Here is a 25,049-nt window from a genome sequence, read left to right on the forward strand (position 1 = left end):
CCCGATTGGTGAGGGCTAATAATCAGTAGGGAATAAACAGCTCTCTACTGATTAAAGTTTCACTTTATAGTTTCACCGAAATAAACAGCTTTATTAAAAAATGTGTTGTTGTATAACAAAAAACTGTTGACTGAATGCTCACTCATTATATAATGGGAATAGGGGATATAATTCAGAAAATTATATATTTTCGAAGATTCTAAAAAAGAAAGAGAGCTTACAAAGAGAGGGGTAGCATAAAATGAATAGCTTACTAATCATTAATTGGCTGGCTGCCATTGCTGTTATTGCTTATGCGGGGTATTTGTTTGTATATCTTATACGAACAAGGATGGCCTACATACAATTAGGAAAAAAGATTGAATTTGACCGTCGTTTTAAAGAGCGTTGGGATCTTCTTAAGGTCAATGTTTTCGGTCAGAAAAAGCTGCTGAAAGATAAAAAGAGCGGCATCATTCACGTTATGTTCTTTTACGGATTTATTCTTGTCCAATTTGGAGCAATTGACTTCGTTTGGAAAGGACTTGCACCAGGATCGCATCTTCCACTTGGACCACTATACCCTGCATTTACATTCTTCCAGGAAATTGTCACACTCGTTATTTTAATTGCAGTCTTTTGGGCTTTTCATAGACGCTATATTGAAAAGCTTGTTCGTTTGAAACGTAATTTTAAATCAGGCCTTGTTCTTATCTTTATTGGTGGCTTAATGATTTCTGTGCTACTTGGTAATGGGATGGGAATTATATGGCACGGCGAGGAGCTTTCATGGAGTGAACCAATCGCTTCTGCAATCGCTTACGTTTTCTCGGGATTAAATGAAACCGTAGCCATTTCAGTGTTCTATTTCTCTTGGTGGGTGCATTTACTAATTTTGTTAACGTTTTTAGTCTATGTTCCACAATCAAAACATGCGCATTTAATTGCTGGACCAGTTAACGTGTTTTTTGGTCGTCTTTCAAATCCGGGAAAACTTGAAAAAATTGATTTTGAAGATGAAACACAAGAAACATTCGGTGTTGGTAAAATTGAAGACTTTAGACAAAATCAACTTATCGACTTATATTCCTGCGTCGAATGTGGTCGTTGTACAAATATGTGTCCGGCAACAGGAACAGGGAAAATGTTATCACCGATGGATTTAATTTTAAAACTTCGTGATCATTTAACTGATAAAGGCGCAGCGGTAACATCAAAAGCACCGTGGGTTCCAGTTGTTGCTTTTAATAATACACAAGGAAATCAGTTAGCGATGATGGCAGCTGGAAAAGGACAACAAGAATCAGCGGCTACAGCGCTAGCGTACGACCCAAGTTTAATCGGAGACGTTATTACAGAAGAAGAGATTTGGGCATGTACAACGTGCCGTAACTGTGAGGACCAGTGCCCAGTTATGAATGAGCATGTTGACAAAATTATTGATTTACGCCGCTATCTCGTTTTAACAGAAGGAAAAATGGACGCGGAAGCGCAGCGTGCAATGACAAACATTGAGCGTCAAGGTAATCCGTGGGGACTGAACCGTAAAGAGCGTGAAACATGGCGCCAAGGTGACGATGAAGTAACAGTTCCAACTGTAAAGGAGAAATCAAAAGCTGGCGAAGAGTTTGAATACTTATTCTGGGTCGGATCAATGGGTTCGTATGACAATCGCAGTCAGAAGATTGCGATATCATTTGCGAAGCTAATGAACGAAGCAGGCATTTCATTCGCAATTCTTGGTAATAAGGAAAAGAACTCTGGTGATACACCGCGCCGCCTTGGAAATGAATTTGTATTCCAGGAAATGGCGACTAAAAATATTGAAGAATTTGAAAAAGCAGGAGTGAAGAAAATCGTTACGATTGACCCTCATGCTTATAACACTTTTAAAAATGAGTACCCGGACTTTGGCTTACAAGCAGAAGTCTATCATCATACAGAATTACTAGCCCAGTGGGTGAAGGAAGGTCGTTTAAAACCTGTCCATTCTATTGAAGAGACAGTTACGTACCATGATTCCTGTTACTTAGGAAGATACAACGAAGTATACGAAGCGCCGCGCGATATTCTAAAAGCAATTCCAGGTGTAAACCTTGTAGAGATGGCGCGTAACCGTGAAACGGGAATGTGCTGTGGTGCGGGTGGCGGCCTAATGTGGATGGAAGAAACGACAGGTTCTCGTATTAACGTTGCTCGTACAGAACAAGCGCTAGCTGTACAGCCGTCAATTATCGGTACAGGATGCCCGTATTGCTTAACGATGATTAGTGACGGCACGAAAGCGAAAGAAGTTGAAGAAACAGTTCAAACTTTGGACGTAACAGAGATTTTAGAACGCTCAGTTATCGGACAGAAGAAAGAAGCAATGTAGTTTGTAGGAATGCATTCAAATTTAGAAAGAGGTGCAATAATTGCACCTCTTCTAGGCGCAAGGATACCGAGCGAGCGCTCGGTGCTAAAAAAAGAAATGGGGGAAAGAAACATGAGTAAAACAGTTATTTTAAGTGCTGCAAGAACACCGGTTGGAAAATTTGGAGGAACTTTAAAAGACGTGAAAGCAACAGAGCTTGGAGGAATCGCAATTAAGGCAGCGCTTGAAAGGGCGAATGTTTCCGCTAGTGATGTTGAAGAAGTTATATTTGGAACGGTTATCCAAGGAGGGCAAGGACAAATTCCATCACGCCAAGCAGCAAGAGCGGCCGGCATTCCTTGGGAAGTGCAGACAGAAACAATAAATAAAGTTTGTGCATCAGGGCTTCGCGCAGTTACGTTAGCAGATCAAATTATTCGTACTGGTGATCAATCACTGATTGTAGCTGGTGGAATGGAATCGATGAGTAACAGCCCTTACATTTTACGAGGGGCAAGATGGGGATACAGAATGGGTAACAACGAAGTTATCGATTTAAACGTTGCAGACGGTTTAACATGCGCATTTTCAGGTATACACATGGGTGTTTATGGCGGAGAAGTTGCGAAGGAAGATGGAATCTCTCGCGAAGCACAAGATGAATGGGCATATCGTAGCCATCAACGTGCGGTTTCGGCACATAAAGAAGGGCGTTTTGAAGAGGAGATTGTACCAGTAACAATTCAGCAAAGAAAAGGCGATCCTATCGTCGTGGCTAAGGATGAGGCGCCACGCGCGGATACAACGATTGAAAAATTAGCGAAATTAAAGCCTGTATTTGATAAGACGTCAGCGGTGACAGCAGGTAATGCTCCGGGACTAAATGATGGCGGTGCTGCACTTGTATTAATGAGCGAGGGCAGAGCGAAGCAAGAAGGAAGAAAACCATTAGCGACAATTTTGGCGCATACGGCGATTGCGGTAGAATCGAAGGATTTCCCAAGAACGCCAGGTTATGCAATTAATGAATTGCTGAAAAAGACAGGTAAGACAATTGAAGACATAGATCTATTTGAAATCAATGAGGCATTTGCGGCTGTAGCAATTGCAAGTACAGAAATCGCAGGGATCGATCCGGAAAAATTGAATGTAAATGGCGGTGCTGTAGCAATGGGGCATCCAATTGGAGCGAGCGGAGCACGTATTATCGTTACACTTATCCATGCACTGAAGCAGCGCGGCGGCGGAATTGGAATTGCTTCTATTTGTAGCGGTGGCGGTCAAGGTGATGCAGTGATGATTGAAGTTCACTAATTAAGATTAGAAGATATATAGTTTATTAACAATTAAGGGGGAAGAAAAAATGAGTGTACAAAAGATTGTTGTAATTGGTGCAGGGCAAATGGGTTCAGGTATCGCACAAGTGTGTGCAATGGCAGGCTATGATGTGAAAGTGCAAGATTTAAAGCAAGAGCAATTAGATAGAGGGCTAGCTGTTATTTCAAAAAATTTAGCCCGCCAAGTAGAAAAAGGCCGTATGAAGGAAGAAGAGAAAGATGCGACTTTAAATCGTCTTACATGGACGCTCGATTTAAATAGTGTCAAAGAAGCTGATCTTATTATTGAAGCAGCTGTTGAAAAAATGGATATTAAAAAGAAAATTTTTGCGAATTTAGATGAAATCGCTCCAGAACACGCAATTTTAGCGACGAATACGTCATCGTTACCAATTACGGAAATTGCAGCGGTAACGAAACGTCCTGAGAAAGTAATCGGCATGCACTTTATGAATCCAGTTCCAGTTATGAAACTCGTTGAAATTATTCGTGGTTTAGCTACAGATGATGCAGTGTACGAAACGATTGAGGATATTACGAAAAAAATCGGGAAAGTGCCAGTTGAAGTAAATGATTTCCCAGGGTTTGTATCGAACCGTATTTTATTACCGATGATTAACGAAGCGATTTATACGTTATACGAAGGAGTAGCGACGAAAGAAGCGATTGATGAAGTAATGAAACTTGGTATGAATCATCCGATGGGACCTCTTACGTTAGCTGACTTTATCGGTTTAGATACGTGTTTATACATTATGGAAGTGTTGCATGAAGGATTAGGAGATAGTAAATATCGCCCATGTCCATTATTACGTAAGTATGTGAATGCAGGATGGTTAGGACGTAAAACAGGTCGTGGTTTCTACGTTTACGAATAAAGGCCTCCCTTTATTGAAGTAGTGGTCTTACCAGATTGTTAAAAAGATATATAGCAAACGGAGGCGAAGTACATGAATTTTCACTTTACTGAAGAGCAACAAATGATGAGGAAAATGGTTCGAGATTTTGCACAGAAGGAAATAGCTCCCTTTGTTCCTAGTATGGAACAAGGGGTGTTCCCGAAAGAGATTTTGCAAAAGATGGGTGAGCTTGGACTAATGGGTATTCCTGCGCCTGCAAAATATGGCGGGGCAGAAATGGATTTTATTTCTTACATTCTAGCAATTGAGGAAATTTCAAAGGTAAGTGCAACGGTTGGTGTAATTTTGGCTGTACATACGTCAGTTGGAATGAATCCGATTTTATACTTCGGAACAGAAGAACAGAAGCAGAAATATGTTTCTAAACTGGCGACTGGTGAATATTTAGGCGCATTTGCTCTAACAGAACCGAATGCAGGATCAGATGCAGGTAGTTTGAAATCAAGAGCTGTAAAAAAGGGCGATCACTACATCATTAATGGATCGAAAGTCTTTATTACAAATGGTGGTGAAGCAAGTACATATATCGTCTTCGCGTCTACAAATCCAGATGCGGGGAAAAGCGGGATTTCAGCATTTATAGTAGAGAAAGATACACCAGGCTTAATCATTGGAAAAGATGAGCATAAGATGGGTCTTCTTGGTTCTCGTACAGTGCAACTTACGTTTGAAGATATGAAAGTGCCGGCCGAGAATTTACTTGGTGAAGAAGGACAAGGATTTAAGGTGGCAATGGCGAATTTAGATGTTGGGCGAATTGGAATCGGAGCGCAAGCATTAGGAATCGCGGAAGCGGCGCTTGCATGTGCGATTGATTATGCGAAAGAGCGTGAGCAATTCGGAAAGCCAATTGCGGCGCAGCAAGGACTCGGATTCAAACTTGCAGATATGGCAACAAGTGTAGAAGCATCGCGATTACTTGTATACAGAGCAGCATCGCTAAGAGCACAAGGATTACCATGCGGTAAAGAAGCTTCTATTGCGAAATTATTTGCTTCTAAGACGGCTGTTGAAGTTGCGATTGAAGCGGTGCAAGTATTTGGTGGTTATGGTTATACGAAAGATTATCCAGTAGAAAGATTTTTCCGTGATGCGAAGATCACACAAATATATGAAGGAACGAGCGAAATACAAAAGCTTGTAATTAGTCGAGCTTTATAAAAAGGCAGAGGGGGAGACGGGAATGCATTTTAAATTATCAGAAGAACATGAAATGATAAGAAAAATGGTTCGGGATTTTGCGAGGAATGAAGTAGCACCGACAGCAGCAGAGCGTGATGAGGAAGAGCGATTTGATCGCGCTTTATTCGATCAAATGGCAGAGCTTGGTTTAACCGGTATTCCGTGGCCTGAAGAATACGGCGGAATTGGAAGCGATTACTTGGCGTATGTAATTGCCGTTGAAGAATTATCCCGCGTTTGTGCTTCTACAGGTGTAACGTTGTCTGCACATACTTCACTTGCTGGATGGCCAATTTTTAAATTTGGAACGGAAGAGCAAAAACAAAAGTTTTTGCGCCCAATGGCTGAAGGGAAGAAAATTGGTGCATATGGCTTAACAGAACCAAGCTCTGGATCAGATGCTGGTGGAATGAGGACGACTGCAAAACGAGATGGAGACCATTACATTTTAAATGGTTCGAAAATTTTTATTACAAATGGCGGTATTGCTGATATTTATGTTGTTTTTGCATTAACAGATCCTGATTCGAAGCAGCGCGGCACGAGTGCATTTATTGTGGAGAGTGATACGCTAGGATTTTCGGTTGGGAAGAAGGAAAGTAAGCTAGGGATTCGTTCTTCGCCAACAACTGAAATTATATTTGAAGACTGCCGTATTCCTGTAGAGAATTTACTAGGGGAAGAGGGCCAAGGATTTAAAGTTGCGATGCAGACATTAGATGGCGGCCGTAATGGTATTGCGGCACAAGCAGTCGGTATTGCACAATCCGCTTTAGATGCTTCTGTAGAATATGCAAGAGAACGTCATCAGTTTGGGAAGCCAATTGCGGCGCAACAAGGAATTGGCTTTAAACTTGCGGATATGGCAACGGATGTAGAGGCAGCGCGTCTTTTAACATATCAAGCGGCTTGGCTTGAATCTGAAGGGCTTCCGTATGGGAAAGAGTCAGCGATGTCAAAAGTATTTGCAGGTGATACAGCGATGAAGGTAACGACTGAAGCGGTACAAGTATTTGGTGGTTATGGTTATACGAAAGATTATCCAGTAGAGCGTTATATGCGCGATGCAAAGATTACACAAATATATGAGGGAACACAAGAGATTCAAAGGCTTGTAATTTCTCGTATGTTAACGAAGTAGGAACAAAAGCGTAGGTATTTTCCTACGCTTTTTACTTCCAAAAATAATAGAGAGAGGTGAAGGGATGGTTAAACATAATGTACATGCGTCAGTGAAAGATGAAAAATTAGTTGCGTTAAGACGTGAACAAATGATTAAAGGTGCGGTGCAGCTGTTTAAGCAAAAAGGATTCCCGCGTACAACAACGAGAGAAATTGCGAAAGCGGCTGGATTTAGTATCGGAACACTTTATGAGTATATTCGCACAAAAGATGATGTATTATATTTAGTTTGTGATAGTATTTATGAACATGTAAAAGAGCGGTTAGAGGAAGTAGTGTGTACAGAGAAGGGAAGTATAGAAAGCTTAAAGATAGCGATAATGAATTATTTTAAAGTAATGGATGAATTGCAAGAAGAAGTATTAATTATGTATCAAGAGGTACGTTTTTTACCGAAAGAATCACTCCCATATGTATTAGAAAAAGAGTTTCAAATGGTCGGGATGTTTGAGGATATTTTAGAGCAGTGTACGGAGAATGGGACATTTACACTAAATAAAAAGGAAATACAGCTTCTTGCACATAATATTTTCATACAAGGACAAATGTGGGGATTTAGACGTTGGGCCCTGCAAAAACTGTATACTCTCGAAGAATATACAGAAATGCAAATTAGGTATGTACTGCAAGGAGCACATATGTCTCCGAAATAAAGAATGGACAAATTATAATTTTATTGCCCGTAAATAGCGGGATAAAAGTTTCCCGTTTTTTTTGTAGCATATTTGTGCGACTTTTGTTTATAATGAATAGTATGGATTTTTTTAAGCAGACCGTTATATATAAGCTTATATTTGAAGAAAGGAAGTGCCGCATAAGTGGGTTTTAAGCAATATTCACCAGAAGAGCTAAAAGAATGTTCAATGATTGAAGTTGTACATAGTGTTTTAGGGAATAAAAGACAAGCAACGACATTCAACGAGTTGGTTCAAGAAATCGCTCAAGTGCTGGGACTATCTCAAGGGCAAGTTAATACGAAACTCGCACAATTTTATACAGATTTAAACATCGATGGACGTTTCATTAATTTAGGAGAAAATCGTTGGGGGCTACGTAGCTGGTACCCATATGAGCAAATTGATGAAGAAATTCTGCCTCAGCCAAAACCGAAGAAGAAACGCAAAGTTGAAGAAGACGGTTTTGACGACTACATTGAAGAAGATGATGTAGAAGAAGAAGAAGCAGAAGAAGTAGAAGAAGATGTAGTAGATTTGGACAAAGTTCTTGAAGACGAAGACGCAGATGATGAAGATGATGATCTTGATGATTTAGAAGAAGATAATGAAGACTTCGCAGAAGAAGAACTTGAGTATGATGAAACTGAAGAAGAAGAAGAGGAAGAGCGGTAGTTCTTGACTTTTCATTATCGTCCATGTAGAATCATTTTTGGGCTCTTTAAAAAAAGACGATAATACTTTTAAAGTGTAAATATAAAAGAAAATTGCTCCCTACTTATTACTTTATGTGATGAGGGGAGCAATTTTCTTTTTTGTTTTTTGTTTAGAAAATAAAAAGAGTCTAACAATAAGATGGATACAGTGTTATCTACATACGTTGCGCTTTGCAACGGTGATTATATAACAGCAAAATAGGAGGGAGCTTTTTCATGACTAAGTATATTTTTGTAACAGGCGGTGTAGTATCGTCTTTAGGTAAAGGTATTACAGCAGCATCTCTTGGAAGACTTTTAAAGAATCGTGGTTTAAACGTAACTATTCAAAAGTTTGATCCATACATTAACGTAGACCCAGGGACTATGAGCCCCTACCAACACGGTGAGGTATTCGTAACAGATGATGGTGCAGAAACGGACTTAGACCTAGGTCACTATGAGCGTTTTATCGACATCAACTTAAATAAATACAGCAACGTAACAACAGGTAAAATTTACTCTTCAGTTCTTCAAAAAGAGCGTCGTGGTGAATATTTAGGAGGAACAGTTCAAGTTATTCCTCACATTACTAACGAAATTAAAGAACGTGTATATCGTTCTGGTCGCGAAACAAATGCCGACGTTGTTATTACAGAAATCGGTGGAACTGTTGGTGATATCGAGTCTCTACCATTCTTAGAAGCAATTCGTCAAATTAAGAGCGACATCGGTCGTGACAATGTAATGTACATTCACTGTACGTTAATCCCGTACTTAAAAGCAGCGGGTGAAATGAAAACAAAACCAACGCAACATAGCGTTAAAGAGCTTCGCAGCTTAGGTATTCAACCAAATATTATCGTTGTTCGTACAGAACTACCTGTTTCTCAGGACATGAAAGACAAGCTTGCATTATTCTGTGACATCGATACAAAAGCAGTTATCGAAGCACGCGATGCAGATACTTTATATGCGGTTCCATTATCTCTTCAAGAACAAAACATGGACCAAATCGTTTGTGATCACTTGAAGTTAGATAATCCAGCTGCAGATATGACAGATTGGACTGCGCTAGTTAATAAAGTACGTAACCTTTCTAAGAAAACAAAAATCGCTCTTGTTGGTAAATACGTAGAGCTTCAAGATGCATACATTTCTGTTGTAGAAGCGCTTCGTCATGCAGGTTATTCATTCGACACAGATGTAGAAGTGAAATGGGTAAATGCTGAGCACGTAACAGCAGAGAACGTAAAAGAATTAGTTGGCGATACAGATGGTATCCTTGTACCAGGTGGCTTCGGCGATCGTGGTGTAGAAGGTAAAATCGTTGCAATTCAATATGCTCGTGAAAACAAAGTTCCATTCTTAGGAATTTGCCTAGGTATGCAACTTGCATCAATCGAATTTGCACGTAACGTATTAGGATTAGAAGGAGCTAACTCTTCTGAAATTAATCCTGACACACCTTATGCAATTATCGATTTATTACCAGAACAAAAAGATGTAGAAGATTTAGGTGGTACACTTCGCCTTGGTCTATACCCATGTAAGCTTGCTGAAGAAACAAATGCTTACAATGCTTACAATGAGCCGGTTGTATATGAGCGTCATCGTCATCGTTATGAGTTCAATAATCAATTCCGTCCAGATATGGAAAAAGCAGGATTTGTATTCTCTGGTACAAGCCCAGACGGTCGTCTAGTGGAAATTATTGAATTACAAAATCACCCTTGGTTCGTGGCAGCACAGTTCCATCCAGAACTTGTATCTCGTCCAAACCGTCCACAACCATTGTTCCATGACTTCGTAAGTGCTTCTATTACGAATAAAGAGAGCAAGTAATAAAAAAAAGCGCCTGAAATAGGGCGCTTTTTTTAATATTCGTTTAACATTTCATCAATTGTAAATTTCAATCCGTGATAAGCAAATAAAGCTATAATTAAACTTGGGAACCCATAGCGGTTACCTTCATCATCTGGAATAAGACCTTTTAACAGCTTTGTATCAATATGTACATCTGTATATTGTTCCAGTGATTCAACACCTTCTTGAATAGCCGAGATTCCAACGATAGATTGGCCTTCTTCATGAAGTTTTTTCGCGGTTTTTATAATTTCTTCATCTGTCGAAAAACGACTAATAAGAAGTACGCGGTCCGCAGAAGTCACTGCCGCCGGTTCACCGTTTTCTATTAAACGTTTTGCTTGTTTCATTGGTTCGGCGCCAAATAATGCTTCTGAAACAATACCTTCCATTTCGTTTGTACCATGCAAGTAAATGAAGCCATCGCCAACTAACGCCTGGGCAAGTAGACGAGCGCTATCTTCTATATTCATTTCCTCTTTTTGAGAAATTTTGGAGAAATATCCACTTAATTGAGTCGAGAAAATTTTTAACATGTTGTTGCTCCTTTCTTTCGTGCTAGCCGGTTCCCATTATAGCTCATTTTTTTTAGAAAGGGGAAATCGTAGGGTAGCATAACGAAATAGTAAACGGTAAAATAAGAAAGAATAGGAAGGGATTTGGCAAAGAGTAGCGAAAATAAACCGATAAGATATAAGAAGCTTTAAATCTTGTACTTACACAGAAAGGTTGGGAGTTATGGAAGGGAAAATTTTAATCGTTGATGATCAATATGGCATTCGTGTTTTATTGCATGAAGTGTTCCAAAAAGAAGGTTATCAGACGTTCCAAGCAGCGAATGGATTTCAAGCTTTAGATATCGTGAAAAAAGATAATCCAGATTTAGTAGTGTTAGATATGAAAATCCCAGGTATGGATGGTATAGAGATTTTAAAACATGTAAAAGAAATTGATGAGAGTATTAAAGTGATTTTAATGACTGCTTATGGAGAATTGGATATGATTCAAGAAGCGAAAGATTTAGGAGCTTTAATGCACTTTGCTAAACCGTTTGATATTGATGAGATTCGTCAAGCAGTGAGAGATCAGCTTGCTGTAGAGGCGTAAAAAGTGAATTTTTTATAAAAAATATGGAAAAAAGCGTTTACATGGACTATTGAGCAGGTGAATACAGTTGAGTTTTTGAGTACAAGTTGTTATCCTATTGAGTGTAGAAAGAAGTCCGGTATGTAAATATACATATTTTACCTTATTCTGGTCATACTACCAGCGATAAGAATTTATCGGATACAAAAAACGTTTTTTAGGAGGATTCACCATGCCTTTAGTTTCTATGAAAGAAATGCTAAACACAGCACTAGAAGGAAAATACGCAGTTGGTCAATTCAACATGAACAACTTAGAGTGGACTCAAGCTATCTTAGCTGCTGCGGAAGAAGAAAAATCTCCTGTAATCTTAGGTGTATCTGAGGGTGCAGCTCGTCATATGACTGGTTTCAAAACAGTTGTAGCTATGGTTAAAGCTTTAATCGAAGAAATGAACATTTCTGTTCCTGTAGCGATTCACCTTGACCATGGTTCAAGCTTCGAAAAATGTAAAGAAGCAATTGATGCAGGTTTCACATCTGTAATGATCGACGCTTCTCACCACCCATTCGATGAAAACGTTGAAACTACTAAAAAAGTGGTAGAATACGCACACGCTCGTAACGTATCTGTTGAAGCTGAGCTTGGAACAGTTGGCGGACAAGAAGACGACATCATCGCTGAAGGCGTAATTTACGCTGATCCAGCAGAGTGTAAGCACCTTGTTGAAGCAACAGGTATCGATTGCCTAGCTCCAGCTTTAGGTTCTGTACACGGTCCTTACAAAGGTGAGCCTAACTTAGGATTCGCTGAAATGGAACAAGTTCGTGACTTCACTGGCGTACCTTTAGTATTACACGGTGGTACTGGTATCCCAACTGCTGATATCGTAAAAGCTATTTCTTTAGGTACTTCAAAAATTAACGTAAACACTGAGAACCAAATTGAGTTTACAAAAGCTGTTCGTGAAGCATTAAACAAAGACCAAGAAGTTTACGATCCTCGTAAATATATTGGACCTGGCCGCGACGCTATCAAAGCAACTGTTGCTGGTAAAATGCGTGAGTTCGGTTCTAACGGTAAAGCGTAAGAATAAAATTCCGTTTTGGAAACCGTCTAGTCTTTTAGACGGTTTCCTTTCGTTGTATAATGAAAGCGCGAACAAGTCTAAAGATTTTATAAAGTGAATTTTTGGTTTGCGAATATAGAAAATAATGTGCATAGTCCTATTAATAAATGTGGTAAGTATCTGAATTGAGTAATTTGATTCGATGAATAGTTAATCTTCATCTATTTGTATAGCAGGGGAGCTACAGGTGATGGTTTTCTACTTATTGAGTTTCAGGATGGAAAGAGTGATTGAGATTCTTAAGGGGGAATCTTCTACTTCTTATCAAGAAGTAGAAGATAAATACATTCACAAGAAGGGAGCTCAATATGGAAAAGTTGCTAATTGAAGGCGGAAGAGCTTTAAATGGAACGATTCGTGTGAGTGGTGCAAAGAACAGTGCTGTTGCACTAATTCCAGCGACAATTTTAGCAGATACTCCAGTAACTATTGGCGGTGTTCCTAATATTTCGGACGTGAAAATGTTAGGAGACTTACTAGAGGAAATTGGAGGGAAAGTAACTTATGGGCAGGAAGAAGAGATGGTAGTCGATCCTTCTAACATGGTTGCGATGCCTTTACCAAATGGAAAAGTGAAAAAATTGCGCGCCTCTTATTATTTAATGGGTGCAATGCTTGGCCGTTTTAAAAAAGCTGTTATTGGGCTTCCAGGTGGATGTCATTTAGGGCCACGACCGATTGATCAGCATATTAAAGGGTTTGAAGCGTTAGGGGCATATGTTACAAATGAACAAGGTGCCATTTATTTAAGAGCAGACGAACTACGTGGGGCACGTATTTATTTAGATGTTGTTAGTGTAGGAGCTACGATTAATATTATGCTAGCGGCTGTACGAGCGAAAGGTAGAACTGTTATTGAAAATGCAGCGAAAGAACCAGAGATTATTGATGTAGCTACATTGTTAACGAGTATGGGAGCACGTATTAAAGGTGCTGGTACAGACGTAATCCGAATTGATGGTGTGGATTCACTGCACGGTTGTCACCACACTATTATTCCAGACCGTATTGAAGCTGGTACGTATATGATTTTAGGAGCAGCATCAGGAGGAGAAGTAACAGTTGATAATGTTATTCCTCAGCATTTAGAATCCGTTACTGCGAAGCTAAGAGAAGCTGGTGTTCAAATTGAAACGAACGATGACCAAATTACAGTGAACGGCAATAGAAGGTTAAAAGTAGTTGATGTAAAAACGCTTGTATATCCAGGGTTTCCAACGGATTTACAACAGCCGTTTACAACGCTTTTAACAAAAGCGCATGGAACAGGAGTTGTAACTGATACAATTTACAGCGCACGTTTCAAGCATATTGATGAATTGCGCCGTATGAACGCGCAAATTAAAGTAGAAGGCCGTTCAGCAATTGTGACTGGACCGGTTTTATTGCAAGGTGCGAAGGTGAAAGCGAGTGACCTACGAGCTGGTGCGTCCCTTGTTATTGCGGGTTTAATGGCAGATGGCATTACAGAAGTAACGGGACTTGATCATATTGATCGAGGTTACGAAAATATAGTAGACAAGCTTAAAGGGCTTGGTGCAAACATTTGGCGAGAACAAATGACAAAGCAAGAAATTGAAGAAATGAAGAATGCATAAAGTGAAACTTTAATCAGTATGGGGTATCCCACGTCGATTATTAACCCTCACCAATCGGGATAAGGTGGTGATACTTCCGTTAATGGGGAGCGAAGAATCACTACTAACGGAAGTACACTTTATAGAAAAATAAGGTTCACAAAATACGGCAGAAATATAAAGGCTTAAAGGAGAGGGATTATCGTGGAAAGAAGTTTATCTATGGAGTTAGTACGTGTAACAGAGGCTGCAGCATTATCATCAGCGCGTTGGATGGGGCGCGGAAAAAAAGATGAGGCAGATGGTGCAGCAACATCAGCTATGCGTGATGTATTTGATACAATTCCGATGAAAGGTACAGTTGTAATTGGCGAAGGTGAAATGGATGAAGCGCCAATGCTATATATCGGAGAAAAATTGGGTACAGGATATGGACCACGCGTAGACGTTGCAGTTGATCCTTTAGAAGGGACAAATATCGTAGCGGCTGGCGGCTGGAATGCGCTTGCTGTTATTGCAATTGCAGATCACGGCAATTTGTTACATGCTCCTGACATGTACATGGATAAAATAGCGGTTGGTCCAGAAGCAGTTGGTGCAGTTGATATTGACGCACCTATTATCGACAACTTACGTGCAGTTGCGAAAGCGAAAAATAAAGATATCGAAGATGTTGTAGCGACAGTTTTAAACCGTCCACGTCATCAAGCAATTATCGAAGAAATTCGTAAAGCTGGTGCTCGTATTAAATTAATTAACGATGGAGATGTAGCTGGAGCAATCAATACAGCATTTGACCGTACTGGTGTAGATATTCTATTCGGTTCTGGTGGAGCACCTGAAGGTGTGTTAGCTGCGGTCGCATTAAAATGCTTAGGTGGAGAAATTCACGGGAAGCTCTTACCTCAAAACGAAGCTGAACTAGCTCGTTGTAAAAGAATGGGTATTGAAGATATCAATCGTATCCTTCGTATGGAAGACTTAGTAAAAGGTGACGATGCAATCTTTGCAGCAACAGGTGTAACAGACGGAGAACTATTACGAGGCGTTCAATTTAAAGGTAGCGTCGGAACAACACAATCCCTTGTTATGCGTGCAAAATCAGGCACAGTACGCTTCGTAGACGGCCGCCATAGCTTAAATAAAAAACCGAATTTGGTTATTAAATAAAAAGCGTAAGCAGCTCGTTCAGAATGGGAGGGGGATGGAGCTTCAGACGTAGAGGCGCTTTTTGCCTCGCAGGAAGAAGTGAAGCCACCGACCATTCTAGCTGCTGAAGCTGGATTAAATAAAAAGCGTAAGCGGCTCGTTCAGAATCGCAGGACACTTCAAACTCCTGACGAAGAGGCGCTTTTTGCCTCGCAGGAAGAAGCGAAACCACCGACCATTCTAGTTGCTGGAACTGGATTAAATAAAAGCGGAAATGCCTTATTTATTCTGCCTTAAAATCAGGTGAGTAGAAAAAAGAAAGAAATATCAAAAGGCGAAGACAAATTTTCTTGTCTTCGCTTCTTGTATTTGTGTTTCAACGTATTGATTAAAACTAGATAAAAGGGTTACAATAGTGAATATTATCCTACTTGAACTTATTGCCTTTCATTATTATTTATTTGCCTTCCGTATTTTTCCCTTTACCCATGTGAAAAGAGAATAAAGTTAAAGTGTGGTGTCTGAATGAATTTGTCAATTGCAGCATTAGAAAACATGAAATTAAAAGAGTTATACGAGCTTGCGAAGGAATTTAAGATTTCGTATTACAGCAAGTTAACGAAAAAAGAGCTAATCTTCTCTATCTTAAAAGCTCGAGCAGAAAAAGAAGGTTTCTTTTTCATGGAAGGCGTATTAGAAATTATTCAATCAGAAGGATTTGGATTCTTACGTCCTATCAATTATTCTCCAAGCTCAGAAGATATTTATATCTCGGCTTCGCAAATTCGTCGTTTCGATTTACGTAATGGAGATAAGGTTTCTGGTAAAGTACGACCTCCGAAAGAAAATGAGCGCTATTTTGGATTGCTACAAGTTGAAGCTGTAAATGGAGATGATCCAGACTCAGCAAAAGAGCGTGTACATTTCCCTGCATTAACACCGTTATACCCAGATCGCCAAATGAAATTGGAGACGGAAACGAAAAAGTTACCGACACGCATCATGGATTTAATCGCACCAGTTGGATTTGGACAACGTGGTTTAATTGTTGCGCCTCCAAAGGCTGGTAAAACAAGTCTGTTAAAAGAAATTGCACACAGTGTCACAACAAATCATCCGGAAGCAGAATTAATTGTACTTTTAATTGATGAGCGTCCAGAGGAAGTAACAGATATTGAACGTTCTGTTAAAGGTGATGTTGTAAGTTCTACTTTTGATGAAGTGCCAGAGAATCATATTAAAGTAGCGGAGCTTGTATTAGAGCGTGCAATGCGTCTTGTAGAACATAAAAGGGACGTTGTCATTTTAATGGATAGTATTACCCGTTTAGCGCGTGCTTACAACCTTGTTATTCCGCCAAGTGGTAGAACCTTATCGGGTGGTATTGATCCTGCTGCTTTTCATAGACCGAAGCGTTTCTTTGGGGCTGCGCGTAATATCGAAGAGGGCGGTAGCCTAACGATTTTAGCAACAGCGCTTGTTGATACAGGATCTCGTATGGATGATGTAATTTACGAGGAGTTTAAAGGAACTGGAAATATGGAACTTCACTTAGATCGCTCATTAGCTGAGCGCCGTATCTTCCCAGCGATTGATATTCGTCGCTCTGGTACGCGTAAAGAAGACCTATTAATTCCGAAAGAACATTTAGACAAGCTGTGGGGTATTCGTAAAACAATGCGTGATACACCAGACTTTGTTGAAGGCTTCTTACGTAAACTTCGTCAAACAAAGACAAATGAAGAATTTTTACAAAACATTGTTGCAGACTCAAAAAGGTATGTAACCACTAAGTAAAGGGAAAAGATGGGGACTCGCTTATTTCGTAGTAAGCGAGTTTTTTATGTTTTTAAGGGAATATTAGAGAGAGTAATATATGGAAAAAATTGTTTTTTTAAGATGGAAATCATATTTGGATTGAGAGCTTGAAGTGCCCTACGATTCTGGGCGAGCCGCTTGCGCTTTAAGGTGTATCTAGTTCCATCTCCAGCGGCTAGAATCTCCGGCCATTTCGCTCTCTCGGTCGAAGCAAAAAGCGCTTCTTGGTCGAGAGCTTGAAGTGACCTGGATTCTGAACGAGCCGCTTTTGCTTTTAATTGATATCCAGTTCCGGCGGCTAGCTCTTCGTGTCTAAGAACCTCCGCTACTCAAGGTAAAAAGCACCTTTTGTGCGAGAGAACCTTAGCCAGTCAGAGCTGAGCGAGCCGCCTCCACTTTTAATTTTAAAAAGACAAAAACAGGTAGTTGCAAAATGGAGTTAGCCTTGTTATAATTTCATCATATGTGTTTCATCAATATAGTTGTGTAAGCAGCTGAAGATGAAAAACTCTGTTTCGAAAATGATTCAGGGCGGAAGGAGATGAAAAGAATGAAAGCAGGAATCCATCCAAATTACAATAAAGTTGTATTTATGGACACGAACACTGGCTTCAAATTCTTAAGCGGGTCTACAAAAGGCTCTAGCGAAACTGTTGAGTGGGAAGATGGTAACACTTATCCATTACTAAAAATTGAGATCAGTTCTGATTCTCACCCATTCTACACTGGACGTCAGAAGTTTGCTACTGCAGACGGACGTGTTGACCGCTTCAATAAGAAATACGGCATCAAGTAATAAAGAACATAAAACAGGCAAGTGTATGTATTCGCTTGTCTGTTTTTTTTGCGAAAATATTAAACCTTTACCCTACTTTGGATTAGGAAAGTAGATGAAAGGAGAGCTCAATGTACTTAATGAATCAAAATGGTTGGATTGAAGTGATTTGCGGGAGTATGTTTTCTGGGAAATCAGAAGAGCTCATCCGCCGTATACGCCGTACACAATTTGCGAAACAACATGCGATTGTATTTAAACCATGTATTGATAATCGTTATAGTGAAGAAGATGTTGTATCACATAATGGATTAAAGGTTAAAGCAGTTCCTGTTTCAGCTTCAAAAGATATATTTAACCATGTAACAGAAGAAATGGATGTTATTGCAATCGATGAGGTACAATTTTTTGATGGGGACATTGTGGAAGTGGTGCAAGTATTGGCAAATCGTGGCTATCGTGTCATTGTAGCTGGATTAGACCAAGATTTCCGTGGTCTACCATTTGGACAAGTTCCTCAGCTGATGGCGATTGCTGAACATGTAACTAAATTGCAGGCAGTTTGTTCTGAATGTGGATCTCCTGCAAGTCGTACGCAACGTTTAATCGATGGAGAACCAGCGGCATTTGATGATCCAATTATTTTAGTTGGGGCTTCAGAATCGTATGAACCACGTTGTCGTCATTGTCATGCAGTACCTACAAAACAAAGATAAGTGAAACTCGCTATGTAGAGCGGGTTTTTTTCGAAAATAGATGAAGATTGGTGGCAAGCTCTTCGTGTCTAAGAACCGCCGCTACTCAAGGTGAAAAGCACCTTTTGTACGAGAGAACCTTAGCCAGTCAGAGCTGAGCGAGCCGCTTGCGCTTTTAAATATTATCTAGCTCCAGCGGCTAGAATGGTCGGTGGTTTCGCTTCTTCCTGCGAGGCAAAGAGCGCCTCTCTGTCAGAAGCTCCAACCTCCTCCCATTCTGAGCAAGCCGCTTGCGCTTTTAAATATTATCTAGCTCCAGCGGCTAGAATCTCCGGCCATTTCACTCTCTCGCTCGAAGCAAAAAGCGCTTCAAGGTCGAGAGTTCCAATGTCCTGCGATCCTGAGCAAGCCGCTTACGCTTTTAAATATAATTTGCGTTTTTTTGATTAAGTACCATATACTATTTGTATTAGATACTAGGATGTAGAGGTGAATGGTGTGTTAGATCGTTTGCAAGCTGTAGAAGATCGTTATGAGAAGTTGAATGAGTTGTTAAGTGACCCAGAGGTTATTAGCGATACAAATAAGCTTCGTGAGTATTCAAAAGAGCAATCTGATATTCAGGACACGGTAGAGGTGTACCGTGAGTATAAAGATGTTCGTGAGCAATTACGAGATGCAAAAGCAATGTTAGAAGATAAGTTAGACGCTGATATGCGTGACATGGTAAAAGAAGAGGTTTCTGAATTAGAAGGACAAGAGAAAACATTATCAGAACGTCTGAAAATTTTACTTGTTCCAAAAGACCCTAATGATGATAAAAACGTTATCGTTGAGGTTCGTGGCGCTGCTGGTGGTGACGAAGCAGCTTTATTTGCTGGTGATTTATATCGTATGTATAGCCGTTATGCTGAGGTGCAAGGTTGGAAAACTGAAATTATCGAAGCGAGCTATACAGAGTTAGGTGGATATAAAGAGATTATCTTTATGATTAACGGTAAAGGTGCTTTCGCGAAGCTGAAATTCGAGAATGGTGCTCACCGTGTACAACGTGTTCCTGAAACGGAATCTGGCGGACGTATTCATACATCTACAGCAACTGTAGCTGTACTACCAGAGGCAGAAGAAGTAGAAATTAATATTCATGAAAAAGATGTTCGTGTTGATACGTTTGCTTCTAGTGGTCCTGGTGGACAAAGCGTTAATACAACGATGTCAGCGGTACGTTTAACGCATTTACCGACTGGTGTAGTTGTATCTTGTCAGGATGAGAAATCACAAATTAAGAATAAAGAAAAAGCGATGAAAGTATTACGCGCACGTGTTTATGATAAATTTAGACAAGAAGCGCAAGCTGAGTATGATCAAAACCGTAAACAAGCTGTTGGTACGGGAGATCGTTCAGAGCGTATTCGTACGTATAACTTCCCGCAAAACCGTGTTACAGACCATCGAATCGGTTTAACGATTCAAAAGCTAGATCAAATCCTACAAGGTAAGTTAGATGATTTCATCAATGCCTTAGTGATGGAAGATCAGGCGCAAAAGATGGAGGCAGCTGAGTAATGCGTGTCTATGAAGCCCTGAAATGGGCTTCTTCTTTTTTACAGGAAAATGGACGAGATGAAAATGCGGGAGAAATTGTCCTTTGTCATGTATTAAAGACGAACAGAACCGGGATGCTCATGAATATGCGTGAAGAAATAACTGCGGAACAAGAGAAAAGTTTTGCAGAGTTTATCCACAAGCATGTAGAAGGTATTCCGATCCAATATATGCTCGGTTATGAAATGTTTTATGGCCGATCATTCTTTGTAAATGAAGAGGTATTGATACCAAGACCGGAAACAGAGGAACTTATAGTTGGAGTGCTAGAGAGAATTGAGCGCCATTTCGGTAATGAGGAGCTTCACATAGCGGATATTGGAACAGGTAGTGGAGCGATTTCTATTACGCTCGCTTTAGAAAATAAAAATCTTCATGTGTATACAGTAGATATCGCACAGGAGTCGATTGAAGTTGCAAAAGAAAATGCAAAAACTTTAGGGGCGGATGTAACTTTCTATCACGGCGATTTACTGTCTCCGTTTTATGAAACAGGTCAGAAGTTAGATGTTGTTGTTTCCAATCCTCCGTACATACCAGAGGAAGATTGGCGTGGTCTTTCTACTGTTGTGAAGGAGCATGAGCCGAAGCGTGCGCTTGTTGGTGGGGAAGATGGACTAGATTTCTATCGTCGTTTTATGGAGGAATTGCCGAATGTATTACAGAACAAGGCGATTGTGGCGTTTGAAATTGGTGTAGGGCAAGGTGAAGATGTCAAAGCGTTATTACAGCAAACTTTCCCGCGAGCTCAAGTTGAAGTTGTATTTGATATTAACGGAAAAGATCGCATGGTATTTGCAGAGATGGAGTAAGGCATAAGCCTTACTCTATTTTTTGTATGAAAAATTCGCAACTACTCAGCCATACATTTCATTTAGAAGTTTGGTAAGGGGTATTATTTCAGCGAAAATACGCACCTTATTACCTATAGATTGCTGTCATAAAGATAAAAATGGACATACACCTTGTTGCCTGTCTTTGTTTTAAAACTTTGCGCGTGGCAGGAAAAGGCCCTGACCGCTTCTATACATAGCCAGTCCCTCTCGCCAATTAAAAAAATGCCTTTCTATCGGTTTTTTACATAGATTTTGAATTTAATAGTTTAGAAAGATGAAAGTCTGTCCACACTGTTTCTAGAGGGGACGGTGGAGGAAATGAAAAAACAAGTTATTGCTTACTTTCTTTTATTATTAATTGGTGCACAGTTACTTGTGCAGTTTGGATATATGAAAGCTGATGCAAAAGGGCCTACTGTTATTCCGAAAGAGGCCGTTCGATTACGTATTTTAGCTAATAGTGATTCCGATAAAGATCAGGCGTTAAAGCGTAAAGTACGCGATGAAGTAAAAGCGCAAATTGATGGATGGGTAGCGGATTTAACGTCATTTGAAGAAGCTCGAAAAGTAATTCAAAATCATATTCCTGAAATTGAAAAGACAGTGGCAAATACACTGAAAAGAGAAGGAAGTAAAGAGGCGTTTCAAGTGAAATTCGGTAAGAATGTGAAGTTTCCTACAAAGGTATATGGGAATTTTATTTATCCGGCAGGAGAATATGAAGCGGTACTTATTACAATTGGAAAAGGTGAAGGTGCAAACTGGTGGTGTGTATTATTTCCACCGATGTGTTTCTTAGATTTTTCAAGTGGTACAGCTGTAAGGAAAGAAGAACATGTTGTGAAAGCTGAATCTCCTGAAGAGGAGCAGGTGAGACAATTAGATGAGGAAGTAGTGGATGTACCGGAGAAGAAAGAGGATAAGGTGAAAGAAAAGAAAGTAGTAAAGCCGGAAAAAGCTGAAAAGGTAACAGCACAGGAAAAGAAAGTAGTAAAACACGAAACACAAGTAGAAGAACAGCCTGTAAAAAAAGTAGAAACAAAAACTGTGGAAAAAGTGGAGAAACCTGTGGAGCAAAAACAAGAAAAGCAAAATGAGTATGTAACAGTAGAAGAGGAAGAGAAACCAGAGGTTAAATTATTTATCGTCGAAGCTTTTACATCTTTATTCTCTAAATAGTGCTATTAATAAATCCTTCCTCATATATATCAATGAGGAGGGATTTACTATGAAGAACGTGTATTTTGCTACGAAAGCAGATGTAGAAAGATTACATTCTTTTTTCGGACAAGCTAATAAAAAAGATGATAAAATAAATGAGTTGTACGCACAATTTATGATCTTGGAAGAGGCGGGAGAAATACGAGCGGTAATTGGATATGAACAAAGTGGAGAAAATGCACTTATCCGTTCTTGTTTATTCACACCTAATGTGGATAAACAGACTTTCTTATATTTTTTCGAGATGTTTTTGCAGTATATGAAAGAAAAAGATATTCGACAATTGTACTTACTCACAAATCATCCACAATCTGTGACCATCTTTCAGTTTTTTAACTTTGTCATTATAGAGAAAGAGGAAGTGCCAGAGGAAATTCGACAGTTAGAACACTTTTGTAAAAATATAAAAGAGCTAAATGCAATAATACTAAATTGTCAGCTATTCACAAAGTTATCCACGGATTAACAAGGTTTATCCACATTTTGTGGATAAACCTTGTTTGTCTTTTGGATAAATCTCATAGTAAACTAAAAATAGACAAGTATTTCATGGTAGAAAAGGACGTGGGAAAAAATGCATACAAATATGTGGGTTGTGGATAATGTTGTGGAAAGAAAAAAATATTATCCACAATTAAAAGAAGCAGCGAGATTATTAAGAGAAAATGAAGCGGTGGCCTTCCCAACGGAAACGGTATATGGGTTAGGAGCAAACGCAATGGATGATGAAGCGATAGCGAAAATTTTTGAAGCGAAAGGGAGGCCGAGCGATAATCCACTGATTGTCCACATAGGAACAAAATCTCAGTTAGATGGTATCGTAAGAGAAATTCCGCCGGTTGCAGAAAAGTTAATGGAGCATTTTTGGCCAGGACCATTAACAATCATTTTACCGAGAAAAAAAGGGATTTCAGAGAGGGTTACGGCAGGACTTAATACAGTCGGAGTGAGGATGCCGGATCATCCAGTAGCGCTCGCCCTTATTGAAGAGGCAAACGTGCCTGTTGCGGCACCGAGTGCGAATCGTTCAGGACGCCCAAGTCCAACGTTAGCTTCTCATGTGTATGAAGATTTAAATGGGAAAATTGCTGGTATTGTTGATGGCGGGGCAACAGGAGTAGGCGTTGAATCAACTGTAATTGATTGTACGAGCGAGGTTCCGACGATTTTACGTCCAGGTGGGATTACGAAGGAGCAATTAGAGGCCGTGATAGGAAATGTTTCTTTAGATCCAGCTTTAAAGGATGAGAAAGAAAAACCAAAATCACCTGGAATGAAATATACACATTATGCACCGAAAGCACCACTTAGTATTGTTGAAGGGTCCCGTGAGTTTATTCAACGTATTGTGGATGAGAAAAAGAAAGAAGGATTTAAAGTAGGTGTATTAACGACAGAAGAGTATCAGCATGTGTATAGTGCAGATGTTGTATTGTCTTGTGGTGTGCGAAGCGATTTAGCCAGCGTTGCGACTAAGTTATATGATGTGCTTAGAACGTTTGATGCAAGTGAAGTAGATGTTATTTTTAGTGAATCATTCCCGAATGAAGGCATAGGAAATGCAATTATGAATCGTTTAACAAAAGCTGCGGGACATCAGATTATTATTGAATGATAATGTACCTTTAGCAAACAGAATATTTCTCCTCGGATAAGCATATTGTGAAGTAGCACGTCCGAGGGGGGATATGAATGACACTTGAACAATTAATACCTTTAATAATTATGGCATTTGCCCTGGGGATGGATGCATTTTCAGTGAGCCTCGGTATGGGGATGGTAACATTAAAGTTAAGACAAATCCTTTATATAGGTATGACGATTGGGATATTTCATATTATTATGCCATTTATCGGAATGGTACTAGGACGTTTTCTATCAGAGAGGTATGGAGATGTCGCAAATTTTGCAGGAGCTATTTTATTAATTGGGCTAGGGTTCTATATCGTATATTCGTCTATTTTAGAAGGGGAAGAGACTAGAACTGCTCCAATTGGAATTAGTTTATTTGTATTTGCATTTGGTGTCAGTATAGATAGTTTTTCAGTAGGTCTTAGTCTTGGAATTTACGGAGCAGAGACAATTATTACGATATTATTGTTCGGACTAATAAGTATGTTACTGGCTTGGATGGGTTTATTGCTTGGTAGCCATGCCAAAAATATACTTGGCACATACGGTGAAATAGTAGGTGGTATTATTCTTGTTGGGTTTGGATTGTATCTCCTTTTTCCTATATAATTTTATGTAGGAGGGAATTATGAACAAGCTATTGGAATGGTATGTTAAGCTTTTAACCTTCTTTCCTCGATGGCTAAGAAGACTTATAATATTGGGTGTTATTTTGCAAATTTCGATGTTAGGTTGGATTAAGTTAATTCGTGAATGGTGAGATAGTTCCTTTCTGTGCATAGTTTCGTTTGTACTATATTGATCACACTAAAAAATTACAAATATAGAAAGGATGAGATGAATGACGAGATTGAAGCAAGTTTTTGGTATTATTATTAGTTTTTTTGTTTTTTGGTTCAGTATGCTCGGTGTACAAATGTTTGCTGAGTTCTTAGATATTGAGTCATTGAAGTTTGTTGCAGGAAAATCGGAGGCGGCGCGTACTTTTTATTCTCCGTACCCATTTTTAATTGTTTTCCTTATTACGTTACTTTCCTTATATTTCTTTGTAATAAAGCTTGGTAGCTCTAAAAAAGAGAAATTCCCGGCATTAGAGGAGAAGAACGAAGAATTACGATAAAAAATCCCCCGCTTTCAGCGGGGGGTTATGTTTAGGTGATGGAAGTGAACGTGCCCCTTGCGCTTGTAGGGGATATATCCAGTTCCAGTGGCCAGCTTCACCTCCTAGGCCCTTGAGTCTAAGAACCTTCCCCACGAGAAGATAAAAAGCATCTTCTGCGAGGAAGAACCTTAGCCACCGGGCCTGGGCAGTCGGTTCCGCTTTTAAATGTATCCAGC

At 39.7% G+C, this 25,049-nt stretch carries 25 protein-coding genes; 24 read left to right on the forward strand and 1 reads right to left on the reverse strand.

Annotated elements, in window-relative coordinates; translation table 11 throughout:
• Positions 1-241: 241 nt before the first annotated feature.
• The 8 genes from JFU54_RS05220 (at position 242) to pyrG (ending at position 10,167) form a co-directional block, all read left to right on the forward strand.
• The gene (locus JFU54_RS05220) at positions 242-2,353 is read left to right on the forward strand and encodes a (Fe-S)-binding protein (RefSeq protein ID WP_002130078.1); all 2,112 of its coding nucleotides are present in this window, start codon (positions 242-244) and stop codon (positions 2,351-2,353) included.
• A 9-nt stretch (positions 2,354-2,362) separates the two neighbouring features.
• Entirely contained in the window at positions 2,363-3,646 is a 1,284-nt protein-coding gene (locus JFU54_RS05225) for an acetyl-CoA C-acetyltransferase (protein WP_113770388.1), read from the forward strand.
• A gap of 49 nt (positions 3,647-3,695) precedes the next feature.
• Positions 3,696-4,547, forward strand: coding sequence for a 3-hydroxybutyryl-CoA dehydrogenase (locus JFU54_RS05230; RefSeq protein WP_002016322.1), 852 nt, complete (start codon positions 3,696-3,698; stop codon positions 4,545-4,547).
• 72 nt (positions 4,548-4,619) lie between these two features.
• On the forward strand, positions 4,620-5,750 hold the full coding sequence (locus tag JFU54_RS05235; RefSeq protein WP_002016321.1) for an acyl-CoA dehydrogenase: 1,131 nt from the start codon (positions 4,620-4,622) through the stop codon (positions 5,748-5,750).
• 22 nt (positions 5,751-5,772) lie between these two features.
• Positions 5,773-6,912 (forward strand): acyl-CoA dehydrogenase AcdA, encoded by a 1,140-nt coding sequence (gene acdA, locus JFU54_RS05240; protein WP_002016320.1) that lies wholly within the window; start codon positions 5,773-5,775, stop codon positions 6,910-6,912.
• A gap of 64 nt (positions 6,913-6,976) precedes the next feature.
• Positions 6,977-7,606, forward strand: a complete 630-nt coding sequence (locus JFU54_RS05245; protein ID WP_002034889.1) for a TetR/AcrR family transcriptional regulator — start codon at positions 6,977-6,979, stop codon at positions 7,604-7,606.
• 165 nt (positions 7,607-7,771) lie between these two features.
• Positions 7,772-8,302 carry a DNA-directed RNA polymerase subunit delta gene (gene rpoE, locus JFU54_RS05250; RefSeq protein WP_002016316.1) on the forward strand — a complete coding sequence of 177 codons (531 nt, stop codon included), beginning with the start codon at positions 7,772-7,774 and terminating at the stop codon, positions 8,300-8,302.
• Between the two features lie 257 nt (positions 8,303-8,559).
• Positions 8,560-10,167, forward strand: coding sequence for a CTP synthase (pyrG, locus tag JFU54_RS05255; protein WP_201063859.1), 1,608 nt, complete (start codon positions 8,560-8,562; stop codon positions 10,165-10,167).
• 32 nt (positions 10,168-10,199) lie between these two features.
• On the opposite strand, the gene JFU54_RS05260 is transcribed toward pyrG, so the two are convergent.
• Positions 10,200-10,724, reverse strand: coding sequence for a DUF2529 domain-containing protein (locus JFU54_RS05260; RefSeq protein WP_002034892.1), 525 nt, complete (start codon positions 10,722-10,724; stop codon positions 10,200-10,202).
• Between the two features lie 202 nt (positions 10,725-10,926).
• Here JFU54_RS05260 and spo0F point away from each other — a divergent pair, with 202 nt between their 5' ends.
• The 16 genes from spo0F to JFU54_RS05335 all read left to right on the forward strand — a co-directional run bounded on the left by spo0F (position 10,927) and on the right by JFU54_RS05335 (position 24,831).
• Positions 10,927-11,295: a sporulation initiation phosphotransferase Spo0F gene (gene spo0F / locus JFU54_RS05265; RefSeq protein WP_000398592.1), complete on the forward strand. Its 369-nt coding sequence runs from the start codon at positions 10,927-10,929 to the stop codon at positions 11,293-11,295.
• A gap of 211 nt (positions 11,296-11,506) precedes the next feature.
• On the forward strand, positions 11,507-12,364 hold the full coding sequence (locus tag JFU54_RS05270) for a class II fructose-bisphosphate aldolase (protein WP_002016312.1): 858 nt from the start codon (positions 11,507-11,509) through the stop codon (positions 12,362-12,364).
• A gap of 347 nt (positions 12,365-12,711) precedes the next feature.
• Positions 12,712-14,001 carry a UDP-N-acetylglucosamine 1-carboxyvinyltransferase gene (gene murA, locus JFU54_RS05275; protein ID WP_002034893.1) on the forward strand — a complete coding sequence of 430 codons (1,290 nt, stop codon included), beginning with the start codon at positions 12,712-12,714 and terminating at the stop codon, positions 13,999-14,001.
• A 183-nt stretch (positions 14,002-14,184) separates the two neighbouring features.
• Positions 14,185-15,150, forward strand: a complete 966-nt coding sequence (gene glpX / locus JFU54_RS05280; RefSeq protein ID WP_002016310.1) for a class II fructose-bisphosphatase — start codon at positions 14,185-14,187, stop codon at positions 15,148-15,150.
• Positions 15,151-15,228: 78 nt separating this feature from the next.
• The gene (locus JFU54_RS05285) at positions 15,229-15,426 is read left to right on the forward strand and encodes a hypothetical protein (RefSeq protein WP_242489419.1); all 198 of its coding nucleotides are present in this window, start codon (positions 15,229-15,231) and stop codon (positions 15,424-15,426) included.
• A gap of 228 nt (positions 15,427-15,654) precedes the next feature.
• Positions 15,655-16,926: a transcription termination factor Rho gene (gene rho / locus JFU54_RS05290; protein WP_002016308.1), complete on the forward strand. Its 1,272-nt coding sequence runs from the start codon at positions 15,655-15,657 to the stop codon at positions 16,924-16,926.
• A 571-nt stretch (positions 16,927-17,497) separates the two neighbouring features.
• Entirely contained in the window at positions 17,498-17,743 is a 246-nt protein-coding gene (locus JFU54_RS05295; protein ID WP_000643447.1) for a type B 50S ribosomal protein L31, read from the forward strand.
• Positions 17,744-17,853: 110 nt separating this feature from the next.
• Positions 17,854-18,438, forward strand: coding sequence for a thymidine kinase (locus JFU54_RS05300; protein WP_002016305.1), 585 nt, complete (start codon positions 17,854-17,856; stop codon positions 18,436-18,438).
• A 477-nt stretch (positions 18,439-18,915) separates the two neighbouring features.
• A complete protein-coding gene (gene prfA, locus JFU54_RS05305) occupies positions 18,916-19,983 on the forward strand; it encodes a peptide chain release factor 1 (RefSeq protein ID WP_002113060.1) in 1,068 nt (355 codons plus the stop codon).
• Complete coding sequence (gene prmC / locus JFU54_RS05310) at positions 19,983-20,834, forward strand: peptide chain release factor N(5)-glutamine methyltransferase (protein ID WP_002139010.1); 852 nt, start codon at positions 19,983-19,985, stop codon at positions 20,832-20,834. The genes prfA and prmC overlap by 1 nt, the downstream gene beginning before the upstream one ends.
• A gap of 342 nt (positions 20,835-21,176) precedes the next feature.
• Positions 21,177-22,037: a stage II sporulation protein R gene (gene spoIIR, locus JFU54_RS05315; RefSeq protein ID WP_002130069.1), complete on the forward strand. Its 861-nt coding sequence runs from the start codon at positions 21,177-21,179 to the stop codon at positions 22,035-22,037.
• A 49-nt stretch (positions 22,038-22,086) separates the two neighbouring features.
• Positions 22,087-22,545 (forward strand): GNAT family N-acetyltransferase, encoded by a 459-nt coding sequence (locus JFU54_RS05320; protein WP_002016300.1) that lies wholly within the window; start codon positions 22,087-22,089, stop codon positions 22,543-22,545.
• 108 nt (positions 22,546-22,653) lie between these two features.
• The gene (locus tag JFU54_RS05325) at positions 22,654-23,694 is read left to right on the forward strand and encodes an L-threonylcarbamoyladenylate synthase (RefSeq protein WP_002016299.1); all 1,041 of its coding nucleotides are present in this window, start codon (positions 22,654-22,656) and stop codon (positions 23,692-23,694) included.
• 77 nt (positions 23,695-23,771) lie between these two features.
• Complete coding sequence (locus JFU54_RS05330) at positions 23,772-24,320, forward strand: manganese efflux pump MntP (protein WP_002016298.1); 549 nt, start codon at positions 23,772-23,774, stop codon at positions 24,318-24,320.
• A gap of 19 nt (positions 24,321-24,339) precedes the next feature.
• On the forward strand, positions 24,340-24,471 hold the full coding sequence (locus JFU54_RS30065; protein WP_002139014.1) for a hypothetical protein: 132 nt from the start codon (positions 24,340-24,342) through the stop codon (positions 24,469-24,471).
• Between the two features lie 81 nt (positions 24,472-24,552).
• The gene (locus JFU54_RS05335; RefSeq protein WP_061690341.1) at positions 24,553-24,831 is read left to right on the forward strand and encodes a DUF3935 domain-containing protein; all 279 of its coding nucleotides are present in this window, start codon (positions 24,553-24,555) and stop codon (positions 24,829-24,831) included.
• Positions 24,832-25,049 lie beyond the last annotated feature (218 nt).

This window comes from Bacillus sp. TH19 (assembly GCF_016651075.1).
Classification (GTDB): Bacteria; Bacillota; Bacilli; order Bacillales; family Bacillaceae_G; genus Bacillus_A; species Bacillus_A mycoides.

Excerpts from the sequence above, each read along its gene's own strand:
- spoIIR (WP_002130069.1), top strand. The coding sequence starts at position 21,177 with ATGAAAAAACAAGTTATTGCTTACTTTCTTTTATTATTAATTGGTGCA.
- JFU54_RS05270 (WP_002016312.1), top strand. The coding sequence starts at position 11,507 with ATGCCTTTAGTTTCTATGAAAGAAATGCTAAACACAGCACTAGAAGGA.
- JFU54_RS05225 (WP_113770388.1), top strand. The coding sequence starts at position 2,363 with ATGCATTCAAATTTAGAAAGAGGTGCAATAATTGCACCTCTTCTAGGC.
- JFU54_RS05325 (WP_002016299.1), top strand. The coding sequence starts at position 22,654 with ATGCATACAAATATGTGGGTTGTGGATAATGTTGTGGAAAGAAAAAAA.
- pyrG (WP_201063859.1), top strand. The coding sequence starts at position 8,560 with ATGACTAAGTATATTTTTGTAACAGGCGGTGTAGTATCGTCTTTAGGT.
- murA (WP_002034893.1), top strand. The coding sequence starts at position 12,712 with ATGGAAAAGTTGCTAATTGAAGGCGGAAGAGCTTTAAATGGAACGATT.
- JFU54_RS05220 (WP_002130078.1), top strand. The coding sequence starts at position 242 with ATGAATAGCTTACTAATCATTAATTGGCTGGCTGCCATTGCTGTTATT.
- JFU54_RS05335 (WP_061690341.1), top strand. The coding sequence starts at position 24,553 with ATGACGAGATTGAAGCAAGTTTTTGGTATTATTATTAGTTTTTTTGTT.
- JFU54_RS05300 (WP_002016305.1), top strand. The coding sequence starts at position 17,854 with ATGTACTTAATGAATCAAAATGGTTGGATTGAAGTGATTTGCGGGAGT.
- JFU54_RS05230 (WP_002016322.1), top strand. The coding sequence starts at position 3,696 with ATGAGTGTACAAAAGATTGTTGTAATTGGTGCAGGGCAAATGGGTTCA.
- prmC (WP_002139010.1), top strand. The coding sequence starts at position 19,983 with ATGCGTGTCTATGAAGCCCTGAAATGGGCTTCTTCTTTTTTACAGGAA.
- spo0F (WP_000398592.1), top strand. The coding sequence starts at position 10,927 with ATGGAAGGGAAAATTTTAATCGTTGATGATCAATATGGCATTCGTGTT.
- JFU54_RS05235 (WP_002016321.1), top strand. The coding sequence starts at position 4,620 with ATGAATTTTCACTTTACTGAAGAGCAACAAATGATGAGGAAAATGGTT.
- JFU54_RS05260 (WP_002034892.1), bottom strand. The coding sequence starts at position 10,724 with ATGTTAAAAATTTTCTCGACTCAATTAAGTGGATATTTCTCCAAAATT.
- rho (WP_002016308.1), top strand. The coding sequence starts at position 15,655 with ATGAATTTGTCAATTGCAGCATTAGAAAACATGAAATTAAAAGAGTTA.
- JFU54_RS05320 (WP_002016300.1), top strand. The coding sequence starts at position 22,087 with ATGAAGAACGTGTATTTTGCTACGAAAGCAGATGTAGAAAGATTACAT.
- JFU54_RS05245 (WP_002034889.1), top strand. The coding sequence starts at position 6,977 with ATGGTTAAACATAATGTACATGCGTCAGTGAAAGATGAAAAATTAGTT.
- acdA (WP_002016320.1), top strand. The coding sequence starts at position 5,773 with ATGCATTTTAAATTATCAGAAGAACATGAAATGATAAGAAAAATGGTT.
- JFU54_RS05295 (WP_000643447.1), top strand. The coding sequence starts at position 17,498 with ATGAAAGCAGGAATCCATCCAAATTACAATAAAGTTGTATTTATGGAC.
- JFU54_RS05330 (WP_002016298.1), top strand. The coding sequence starts at position 23,772 with ATGACACTTGAACAATTAATACCTTTAATAATTATGGCATTTGCCCTG.
- JFU54_RS30065 (WP_002139014.1), top strand. The coding sequence starts at position 24,340 with ATGAACAAGCTATTGGAATGGTATGTTAAGCTTTTAACCTTCTTTCCT.